The organism is Marilutibacter aestuarii, assembly GCF_006546775.1.
In the GTDB taxonomy this organism is placed as follows: Bacteria; Pseudomonadota; Gammaproteobacteria; order Xanthomonadales; family Xanthomonadaceae; genus Marilutibacter; species Marilutibacter aestuarii.
The window spans coordinates 1-9668 of record NZ_VICE01000083.1 but is presented as its reverse complement, the minus strand read 5'-3'; the positions used below and the strand labels follow the sequence as shown (position 1 = coordinate 9668).

9 protein-coding genes are annotated in these 9668 nt (G+C 72.9%); 8 read left to right on the top strand and 1 reads right to left on the bottom strand.

Going from position 1 to position 9668, the window contains the following annotated elements:
* Positions 1–289, top strand: a 289-nt coding sequence (locus tag FKV25_RS16235) for a hypothetical protein (protein WP_211345404.1), incomplete at its 5' end; no start/stop codon positions are given.
* Positions 290–326: 37 nt separating this feature from the next.
* Here FKV25_RS16235 and FKV25_RS08630 read toward each other — a convergent pair.
* Positions 327–1745: a coniferyl aldehyde dehydrogenase gene (locus tag FKV25_RS08630; RefSeq protein ID WP_141518389.1), complete on the bottom strand. Its 1419-nt coding sequence runs from the start codon at positions 1743–1745 to the stop codon at positions 327–329.
* 77 nt (positions 1746–1822) lie between these two features.
* On the opposite strand from FKV25_RS08630, the gene FKV25_RS08625 reads away from it, so the two are divergent.
* The 7 genes from FKV25_RS08625 (at position 1823) to FKV25_RS08595 (ending at position 9573) form a co-directional block, all read left to right on the top strand.
* Positions 1823–2365 (top strand): gamma carbonic anhydrase family protein, encoded by a 543-nt coding sequence (locus FKV25_RS08625; protein WP_141518388.1) that lies wholly within the window; start codon positions 1823–1825, stop codon positions 2363–2365.
* Positions 2366–2472: 107 nt separating this feature from the next.
* Positions 2473–3165, top strand: coding sequence for an RDD family protein (locus tag FKV25_RS08620; RefSeq protein ID WP_141518387.1), 693 nt, complete (start codon positions 2473–2475; stop codon positions 3163–3165).
* Positions 3162–4187, top strand: coding sequence for a stage II sporulation protein M (locus FKV25_RS08615; protein ID WP_141518386.1), 1026 nt, complete (start codon positions 3162–3164; stop codon positions 4185–4187). Before FKV25_RS08620 ends, FKV25_RS08615 begins: the two co-directional genes overlap by 4 nt.
* Positions 4184–5803 (top strand): DUF4129 domain-containing protein, encoded by a 1620-nt coding sequence (locus tag FKV25_RS08610; protein ID WP_141518385.1) that lies wholly within the window; start codon positions 4184–4186, stop codon positions 5801–5803. Before FKV25_RS08615 ends, FKV25_RS08610 begins: the two co-directional genes overlap by 4 nt.
* Positions 5800–7158, top strand: coding sequence for a DUF4350 domain-containing protein (locus FKV25_RS08605; protein WP_170218594.1), 1359 nt, complete (start codon positions 5800–5802; stop codon positions 7156–7158). Before FKV25_RS08610 ends, FKV25_RS08605 begins: the two co-directional genes overlap by 4 nt.
* Before the next feature lie 56 nt (positions 7159–7214).
* Positions 7215–8207 carry an AAA family ATPase gene (locus FKV25_RS08600; RefSeq protein WP_141518390.1) on the top strand — a complete coding sequence of 331 codons (993 nt, stop codon included), beginning with the start codon at positions 7215–7217 and terminating at the stop codon, positions 8205–8207.
* A gap of 13 nt (positions 8208–8220) precedes the next feature.
* On the top strand, positions 8221–9573 hold the full coding sequence (locus FKV25_RS08595; RefSeq protein ID WP_141518383.1) for a DUF58 domain-containing protein: 1353 nt from the start codon (positions 8221–8223) through the stop codon (positions 9571–9573).
* Positions 9574–9668: the final 95 nt, after the last annotated feature.

Here is a 9668-nt window from a genome sequence, read left to right as displayed (position 1 = left end):
GCGCCTGCACGCCGTCCGCGAGACAGGGCCGGCCCAAGCGGCGGCGGCGCGAGCGACGGCGGCGGCCAACGCGCTCGACCCGGGTGCGCTTCGTGAGCTTGCCCAGCAATTGGCGCTCGACGGGGGCACCGAGGCGATGCTCGCCACGGGGGTGGATGGCATCCGGGCGCGCCTGTCGACCCGGCCCGGGACGCAGCGCCTCAAGGCCGGTTCGTCGAGCTGGGCGAGCGTCGGCCCACTCACGCTGGCGTTCGACGGTCCGGGCATTTGCCCCGCGCATCAACCCTGAGCTCGGGCGCACCGGCTACGGTCGCCGTCGCTGGGCGCTACCTCGCCAGCCAGCGGATCATGCGGTCGACCCAGCCCGTGTACGGCGGCCTGAGCAGGTCGCTGGCGGCGAGGCGGGACTGGTGGAAGACCGGCAGCAGCTTGCTGAAGGTGTCGAAGCCATGGCGCCCATGGAGCATGCCCATGCCGCTGGGCCCGACGCCGCCGAAGGGCAGCCCGTGCACGCCGAAATGCAGCAGGGTGTCGTTGACGGTGACGCCGCCGGCCGGCACCTCCGAGAGGATCCGCTCGACGCTCGCCCGGTCATGGCTGAACGGATACAGCGCGAGCGGGCGCCCGAAGACATTGGCGCGGGCGATCGCCTCGTCCAGCGTCCCGTACGGCAGCACCGGCAGGATCGGCCCGAAGATCTCCTCCTGCATCACCGCCGCATCGTCGCCGGGCGCCAGCACCAGCGTCGGCGGGAACAGGCCGGCTTCGGCGTCGGGCGAGGCGGCGCCGAAAGGTTCGACCACCGCCAGCCCGCGCGCGCGCGCGTCCGCGACGAGGCCGTCCAGGCGCTCGTACTGCCGGGCGTTGATGATCCGCGTGTAGTCGCGCGGCGAGGCCAGCGCCCCGTAGCGCGCCCGCAGCTCGCCGACCAGGGCCGCGACGAAAGCCTCCTGGCGCGCCGCATCGATGAGCACGTAGTCGACGCCGATGCAGGTCTGCCCGGCGTTGAACCACTTGCCGGTGGCGATGCGCGCGGCCGCCTTCTCGACCGGGTAGTCCGCGCAGACCAGCGCGGGCGCCTTGCCGCCCAGCTCAAGCGTCACCGGGGTCAGGTTCGGCGCCGCGGCCGCCATGACCTTGCGGCCGACCGCGGTCGAACCGGTGAACAGCAGGTGGTCGAAGGGCAGCGCGGCGAACGCCTCGCCAACGGCGGGACCGCCCAGGGCGACGGCGACGCGATCGGCGGGGAACACGTCGGCCAGCAGCTCGCGCAGCCAGGCGCTGGTGCGCGGCGTGTGCTCGGAGGGCTTGAGATAGACGTGGTTGCCGGCGGCGATCGCCGACACCAGCGGCATCAGGGCGAGGTTCACCGGATAGTTCCACGGCGACAGGATCCCCACCACGCCCAGCGGCACCGGGCGCACCTGGGCGCGGGCCGGCCAGAAGCGCCAGCCGGTGCCCACGCGCCGCGGTCGCGACCACGCGCGCAGGTGGGCCAGCGCGTCGTCGATCGCCGACAGCGTGACCATGGCTTCGGATATCCGGTTCTCGTGCTCGGAGCGGTGGCCGAAGTCGGCGCGGATCGCCGCGTCCATCGCATCGATCCGTGCACGGAACGCGTCGCGCAGGCGGACGAGGTCGTCGCGCCGTTGCGACAGCGCGGGCCTGTGCGCCTGCCACGCCACGCGCAGGGCACGATGGGTCGCGTTCAATTGTTCGGGCGTGGTGTCGGCGGCGATGTCCATGCCGGCAGTCTAGACAAGCCGCCATTCGCGGACGATGAAGCCGCGCGGCGCCGCCGCCCAGCGGCTAGAATCGGCGCATGACCCTGCGCCCCTACCTCGATACGTTTCCCAGCCTCGGCGAGCGCGTGTACGTCGACCCCGCCGCGACCGTGATCGGACAGGTCGAACTGGAGGACGATGTCTCCATCTGGCCCGGCTGCGTGGTCCGTGGCGACGTCAACACCATCCACATCGGCGCGCGCAGCAACATCCAGGACGGCACCATCGTCCACGTCACCCACGAGGGGCCGTTCACCCGCCCGGGTGGCCTGCCAACGGTGATCGCCAACGACGTCACCGTCGGCCACGGCGCGATCATCCATGCCTGCACGATCGGCGAGTTCGCCCTGGTCGGCATGGGCGCGTGCGTGCTCGATGGCGCGACCGTCGAGCCCTACGGCTTCGTCGGCGCCGGCGCGGTGATCCCGCCGGGGAAGACCGTCGGCGAAGCCGAACTGTGGCTTGGCAATCCGGCGCGCTTCGTGCGAAAACTGGGGCCACGCGAAATCGAACAGCTGCAGTACAGTGCGCAGCACTACGTCCGGTTGAAGGATCGGTACCTCGGCGTCACCGGCACCTGAGGACATCGCCGCGGCCTGGCGCCGCGGCACGGGGGGATGGGTGAAGGGAACGACCACGGGGACACATGGCAGGGAAGCGCGCTGAGATTGGAACGACGGGGGCCGGGATGCCGGGGACACCGGTGCTCGACACCTGTCGCGACGTCGTCACGCCCGAGGGCGTGGCACTGCGCCTGCCCGCGGCAGGCCCGATGCCGCGCGCGCTGGCCTGGCTGGTCGACTTCGCGATCCGCTGCGCGGCGTTCTTCGTCGTCAGCGTGGTGGTCACCCTGCTCGGCAAGGCCGGCATGGGCCCGCTGGCGATCGCGCTGTTCGTGATCTTCTGGATCTACCCGATCGCGTTCGAGGCCCTTTGGAACGGCCTGACCCCGGGCAAGCGCCTGCTCGGCCTGCGCGTGGTCGCCGGCAACGGCGCACCGGTCGGCTGGCTCGCGGCCATCGCGCGCAACCTGCTGCGCGTGGTCGACATGCTGCCCTTCGGCTACACCATCGGCCTGCTCGCCGGTTTCGCCGACCCCTGGGGCCGCCGCCTCGGCGACATGGTGGCCGGCACCCTGGTCGTGCACACGCCGCGCGCGCCCGCGCCCCGCGCCGTCGCGCCTCAGGCCGCGATGCCCCCGCCGGTGCCGCTGCTGCCGCATGAACAGGCCGCCCTGATCGCCTATGCCGAGCGCGCACCACGCCTGAGCATGGAGCGTCAGGTGGAACTGGCCGAACTGGCCTCGCCCTGGCTCGGCGCGCGCGGACCCGTTGCCATCGATCGCCTGCAAGCGATCGCCAACGGCTTGCTGGGCCGATGAAGCAGGAACGCTTCGTCCAGCGCCACGAGGCCGAGTGGCAGGCGCTCGAGGACTGGCTCGACGCACGCAGCGTGGCCCGCAAGGCACGCCGGGAGCGCCGCGGCTGGGAGGGCCTGCGCGATCACGAAATGCCGGCCAGGTACCGGCGCCTGTGCCAGCACCTCGCCCTCGCCCGTCGCCGTGGCTACAGCGCGGTACTCACCCAGCGGCTCGAGGACATCGTCCTGCGCGGGCATGGCGTGCTGTACCAGACGCCGCCCCCGCGCTGGCAGTCCGCGCTGGAGTTCCTGGTGGCCGGTTTCCCGCGCCTGGTGCGCGCCGAGCGCGGTTGCATGCTGGCCTCGCTGCTGCTGTTCGCGCTGCCGCTGGCGACGATCTTCATCGCCATCCAGCTGCGGCCCGAGATCGCCGCGTCGCTGTTCGAACCGCAGCAGCTGGCCCAGTTCGAGCACATGTACGACCCCGCCGACCCGGAGCGCGCGCTGGGCCGCGACAGCGAAACCAACCTGATGATGTTCGGCCACTACATCTGGAACAACATCAGCATCGGCTTCCGTACCTTCGCCAGCGGCCTGCTCGCCGGCATCGGCTCGGTGCTGGTGCTGGTGTTCAACGGCATCACCATCGGCGGGGTCGCCGGGCACCTGCAGGCGGTGGGCCACGGTGACCCGTTCTGGCGTTTCGTCGCCGGCCACTCGGCCCCCGAGCTGACCGCGATCGTGATCGCCGGCGGGGCCGGCCTGCGGCTGGGCCTGGGGCTGGTCGCGCCCGGCAGGCGGCGGCGCATCGACGCCCTCGTCGAGGGCGGCATGCGCGGCGCGCGGCTGTGCGTGGGCATCTTCGCGATGCTCCTGTTCGCGGCCTTCGTCGAGGCGTTCTGGTCCTCGATCAGCTGGATGCCGGCGTGGATCAAGTACGCCGTCGGCGCCGCCCTGTGGGCCGGCGTGCTGGGCTGGCTGCTGCTCGGCGGCCGCCACCTGGGGCCGCTCGGTGCGGAAGACGACCTGGGCACCGGCGCATGAACCTGGAGTCGCTGACCGTCGCCCTGCGTCCGCGCACCGCCTGGGAGGCGGTGGAACTGGGCACCGCCCTGGCCCGCCGCCATGCCACGGCGATCTGGGTTCCCTGGCTGCTGGCGAGCGTGGTGGTGTTCACCGCCGTCAACGCCCTGGCCTGGGGCGTGGGCATGATGTGGCTGGCGCCGCTGACGATGTGGTGGCTCAAGCCGGCCTTCGACCGCATCCCGCTGTACGTGTTGTCGCGCGCGGTGTTCGGTACCGTCCCCCGCGCCGCCGACACCCTGCGGGCACAGTTCACCTGGGGCCTGCGCTGGCTGCTGCCCTACCTCACCTGGCGCCGACTCAGCCCGGTGCGTTCGATGAACCTGCCCGTCGACCTGCTCGAGGGCGGCCAGGGCGCCGAAGCGCGGGCACGCCGGCGCATCCTCGTCGGGCCGAGCTATGGCGTCGCCTCGCTCACCACGCTGCTGTGCGTGCATTTCGAGCTCGCCGTGTACCTGGGCACGATCTCGCTGGCGCTGCTGTTCGTACCGCCCGAGTACCTGGCCCGCACCGCGCAGGGCCTGTGGGAGGCGATGCAGGCACCGCCGACCTGGCTGGACCTGACCACGAACGCGGTCTACTGGCTGGCGGTCACGCTCATCCAGCCGTTCTACGTCGGCGCCGGTTTCGGGCTCTATCTCAACCGGCGCACCGAGGTTGAGGCCTGGGACATCGAGATCGTGCTGCGCCGCCTGGCCGCGCGCCTGGCCCGGGCCGGCGCGCCGCTGCTGCTGGCCCTCGCCCTGCTCGGTCCGGCCGCGCTCGCACCGGCATGGGGCCAGGACACCGGCGCAGGCGACGGCCCTGTCGTACAGGACGCCGGAGAAGCGGACGCGGACGAGGCGGGCGAGGACGTGACCGGCGGCCCGGCGACCCTGCCCGCGGTGTTCGGCGAGGTCGCCGACGATGCCCCGCTGCGCGAGGCGGTGGCGCGCGCTTACGAGGATCCGACGGTCTCGCCCAAGCGCACGGTCACCACGTGGAAGCCGATCAAGGACGACGAGGACGAAGAGAAGAAGCCCCGGGACATGAGCACGCTGGCGCGATTCGGCGAGGCGATCGGAAAGGCCATCGCCCTGGTCGGCGAATACGGGCTGTGGTTCCTGCTGGGCATGCTGGTGGTCGTGCTGCTCGTCACCGCCCGGCGCTGGCTGCCGTGGCTGCGCCGCGGCATGCGTCGCCCCGTGCGCGAGGACAGTGAGATCGAGCACACCCCGACCCCAACGCCCGCGCCTCTGCCCGACGACATTCCCGCCGCCGTGCGCCGGCTCTGGCAGGCCGGCCACCCGCGCGACGCGCTGGCGCTGCTGTACCGCGCGAGCGTCGCGGCGATGAGCGCGCGCGCCGACGTGGTGCTGGTCCCAGGCGCGACCGAGGCGGCGGTGCTGCGCGCGTCGCGCCGCATGCGCGAGCCGGCCGACCGCGAGGCTTTCGAGGCGATGGTGCGGCAATGGCAATACGCCGCCTATGCCGGCCGCCTGCCGTCCGAAGAGGCATTCGAGGCGCAACTGGCCCTGCTGGCCGATCGTTTCCACTGGCGCCCGGGGGCGGCGCCGTCCACGCAGGTGCCGGCATGAGCCCGCGTAACCGCGGCATCGCGCTCGGGCTGGCGATCGGCCTGCCGCTGGCCATCGCCCTGGGCACGTGGTGGTTCACGACGCACGAGCAGGTCGAGGAGGAGGTCGACCTGCCGCCGTTCGGCGAATACACCTACAACCCGCTCTACGTGCTCGGCCTGTCGCTGCGCGAGGCCGGCTGGACGGTCGACATGCGCCAGCGCCTGGACGGCGGCGAGGTCGCGCCCGGCGGGCGCGACACCGTGCTCCTGCTCAACGACCCGCGCCGCCTCTCCGCAGCCGACAGCCGGGCGCTTCTGGACTTCGTCGAAGGCGGCGGGCACCTGATCGTGCGCACGCCTCCGCCGGAGGGGCTGACCGTGGAGGCCAACGCGCCGCTGCTGGAGGCCGTCGGCGTGAGCCTGGGCCGCTCGGCCGGGTGCACACCGCTGATCGTCGAAGGCGAAGACTCGCACGTGGAGTTCTGCAGCGGTCGTGCCTTCGACCTGTCGACCCGCCCCCCCGTGGCGTGGGAGCCGGACGCCCTGAACGGCCACCCGGTCGATGCCGGCGGCGTGCCGGACCCGGCATCCGCGGCGGTGGACGCCTATCCGGTCGACGGGCCGGGCGACGGACAGGCCGACGAGGGCGAAACAGGCGCACCGGCGAAACGCGGCAAGACCATCGCCAAGGCCGGGAGGTACGACGGGGGGGACGAGGAAGACCCGGTGACGGCCACGGTGCGCGCGCGCCGCGAAGCCCTTGCGGCGGCGAACGACGTCGGCCGCTATGTCTACGCCCGCCTGCCGCATGGCCGCGGCAGCGTGGACGTGGTCGCCGAACTCGACTTCCTGACCAATGAAAAGCTGCGCGACGCCCCCCACGTTGCGTTGACCCGCCAGTTGTTCGCCCCCAACGACCGCGCCGGCACCGCGCACCTGCTCTACGCGGCGGAGATGCCGTCGCTGTGGCGTTGGCTGTTCCTGCACAGCTGGATGGCCTGGCTGCCGCTGCTGCTGGCCCTGTTCGCCTGGCTGTGGGCGCGCATGCCGCGCTTCGGCCCGCTGCTGCCCTCGCCGCCCGGCGAGCGTCGCTCCCTGCTCGAGCACGTGCGCGCCAGTGGCGACCTGGCGTGGCGCTACGGCTACGGCCATGTGCTGCACGAGGCCGTGCGCGCCGCGTTCATGGCCCGCCTGCGCCGCCGCGACCCGCAGGCCGCCGCGCTCGAGGGCGATGCGCAGGCGGTGCTGATCGCCGAGCGCTTCGGCATGACCCCCAACGACGTGCGCGACGCCCTGTCGACGCCCCCCGCCCGCGACCCCGCGGCCTTCCGCGCCCGGATCGCCACCCTGATCCGCCTGAGGAACCAGCTATGAATCCTGCCGACCATCCCCTGCCTCCCGACACGCCGACCGGAGGTCCCGCGCCCGCGATGGCCACCCCGGCCGCGCCCGCGCCCGCGCCGCTGACCGGCGCCGCGCTCAGCGAACGCGCCGCCGCGATCCGCGAGGAAGTAGGCAAGGCCTTCATCGGCCAGGCCGAGGTGCTGGACCAGATCCTGATCGCCCTGCTTGCCGGCGGCCATGTGCTGATCGAGGGCGTGCCCGGGCTGGGCAAGACGCTGCTGGTGCGCGCGCTGTCGCAAGCGCTCGACTGCGGCCATGCACGCGTGCAGTTCACGCCCGACCTGATGCCCAGCGACATCAGCGGCCACGCGGTCTGGAACCCCAAGAGCGAGACCTTCAACATCCGCCGCGGGCCGATCTTCACCCACCTGCTGCTGGCCGACGAGATCAACCGCGCGCCGGCCAAGACCCAGTCGGCCCTGCTCGAGGCGATGGCCGAACTGCAGGTGACCATCGAAGGACGCAGCTTCCCGCTGCCGCCGCCCTTCCTGACCCTGGCCACGCAGAACCCGGTCGAGCAGGAAGGCACCTACCCCTTGCCCGAAGCGCAGCTGGACCGCTTCCTGCTCAAGGTGCTGATCGGCTATCCCAGCCGCGCCGACGAGATCCGCATGGTCGGTACCGTCAGCCAGGGGCGCAACGCCGCCGCCTTCGACCTGGCGCGCGTCCAGCGCGCGGCCGGGCCGGAGGACATCGTGGCGATGCAGGCCGGCACCGCGCTGGTGACCGTCGACGAGGCGGTGATCGACTATGCCGTGCGGATCGTGGCCGCGACCCGCGACTGGGCGGGCATCGCGATGGGCGCCGGCCCGCGTGGCAGCCTGGCCCTGGTGCGTGCGGCCCGCGCGCAGGCGGTGCTGTCGGGACGCGACTTCGTGACCCCGGACGACGTCCGCGAGATCGCCCTGCCCGCGCTGCGCCACCGCATCGCGCTGGCGCCGGAACTGCAGATCGAGGGCCAGTCGCCCGACGACGTGCTCAAGGCCCTGCTGGCCAAGGTCGAGGCCCCGCGCCAGTGACGCCGGCCACGCCATGAGCCCGCCCCTGCCCGCCACACCGTCGCGACGGCTGCCGCGTCCTGCCCCAGCCCTGCTGGGCGGGCTGGTCGCATGGGCGCTGTGCGGCCTGGCCGCCAGCGCCGGCGCGTTGCCGGCCAGCGCCTGGTGGGGGGCCGGCGGCGTGTTCCTGGCGGTCCTCCTGCTCGACCTGGCGCGGCTTTGGCGCCGGCCCTTGCCGGCGGTACGGCGCACGATCCCCGACACCTGGCCGATCGGCGTCGAGCGCGCCGTCGTCCTGTCCCTGGAAGCCGCGGCGGCGCAGACCGTGGATGTGTTCGACCTGCACCCGGTCGGCTGGCGCATGGCCGGACTGCCCCGCCGCCTGGCGCTGCGCCCCGGCGAATCCAGCGCGCTGGAATACCGCCTGACCGCGAATGCGCGCGGCGACTTCCTGTTCGAGGGTGCGCACGTGCGGCAGCATTCGCCGTGGCGCTTGTGGACCCGCCTGCAAGTGGCCGGCGCGCCGCAGGCAGTGCGCGTATTCCCGAACTTCGCGCCGTTGGCGAAGTTCGCGATGTTCTCGGCCGAGCAGGCCTCCCGCCTGGTCGGCGCCCACCTCAAGCGCCGCCGTGGCGAGGGCACCGACTTCCACCAGATGCGCGAGTACCGGATCGGCGACAGCCTGCGCCAGATCGACTGGAAGGCCACGGCGCGCGCACGCAAGCTGATTTCGCGCGAGTACCAGGACGAGCGCAACCAGCAGCTGGTGCTGCTGCTCGACACCGGCCGCCGCCTGCTGGCGCGCGACGCGCTGGACGACGGTCGCGGCCTGGCCCATTTCGACCACGTCCTCGACGCTGCCCTGGTGGTGGCCTACCTGGCCCTGCGGCAGGGCGACGCAGTCGGCCTGCTCGCTGCCGGCGGCGACGGCGCCTGGGTACCGCCACGGCGGGGCGCGGGCGCCATCGAGGGCCTGCTGCGCGGCAGCTACGCATTGCAGCCCTCTCCGGTGGCGACCGATTTCCTGGCCGCGGCCACCGAGCTGTCGGTACGACAGCGGCGCCGTTCCCTGGTGATGCTGGTGACCAACCTGCGCGACGAGGACATGGATGACGTGCTCGCCGCGGTCTCGCTGCTGAAGAAGCGGCACCTCGTCTGCGTGGCCAGCCTGCGCGAGATCGCACTCGACCGCGCCCTCGCCGCGCCGGTCGAGGACCTGCCCGGCGCCGTGCACGCGGGCGCCACTGCCCGCTACCTGCAGCAACGCGACGCCGCCCACGAGGCCCTGCGCAACCACGGCGTGATGGTCCTGGACGTCACCTGCGAACAGTTGCCCGCGGCCCTCGTCGAGCGTTACCTGGCGGTCAAGCGCGACGGCCTGCTCTAGCGGCGCCGCGGGGCCCGCGGCGGTGGACGGTCCGGCCGGACGCCGCGGAAACGGGTCCGTGGCCGGCGCGAGGTGACAGGGGCCGCCGCCGTTGG

Bases quoted from the DNA above. Each gene is read 5' to 3' on its own strand.
- FKV25_RS08605 (WP_170218594.1), top strand. From the start codon at position 5,800: ATGAGCCCGCGTAACCGCGGCATCGCGCTCGGGCTGGCGATCGGCCTG.
- FKV25_RS08625 (WP_141518388.1), top strand. From the start codon at position 1,823: ATGACCCTGCGCCCCTACCTCGATACGTTTCCCAGCCTCGGCGAGCGC.
- FKV25_RS08600 (WP_141518390.1), top strand. From the start codon at position 7,215: ATGGCCACCCCGGCCGCGCCCGCGCCCGCGCCGCTGACCGGCGCCGCG.
- FKV25_RS08615 (WP_141518386.1), top strand. From the start codon at position 3,162: ATGAAGCAGGAACGCTTCGTCCAGCGCCACGAGGCCGAGTGGCAGGCG.
- FKV25_RS08610 (WP_141518385.1), top strand. From the start codon at position 4,184: ATGAACCTGGAGTCGCTGACCGTCGCCCTGCGTCCGCGCACCGCCTGG.
- FKV25_RS08620 (WP_141518387.1), top strand. From the start codon at position 2,473: ATGCCGGGGACACCGGTGCTCGACACCTGTCGCGACGTCGTCACGCCC.
- FKV25_RS08595 (WP_141518383.1), top strand. From the start codon at position 8,221: ATGAGCCCGCCCCTGCCCGCCACACCGTCGCGACGGCTGCCGCGTCCT.
- FKV25_RS08630 (WP_141518389.1), bottom strand. From the start codon at position 1,745: ATGGACATCGCCGCCGACACCACGCCCGAACAATTGAACGCGACCCAT.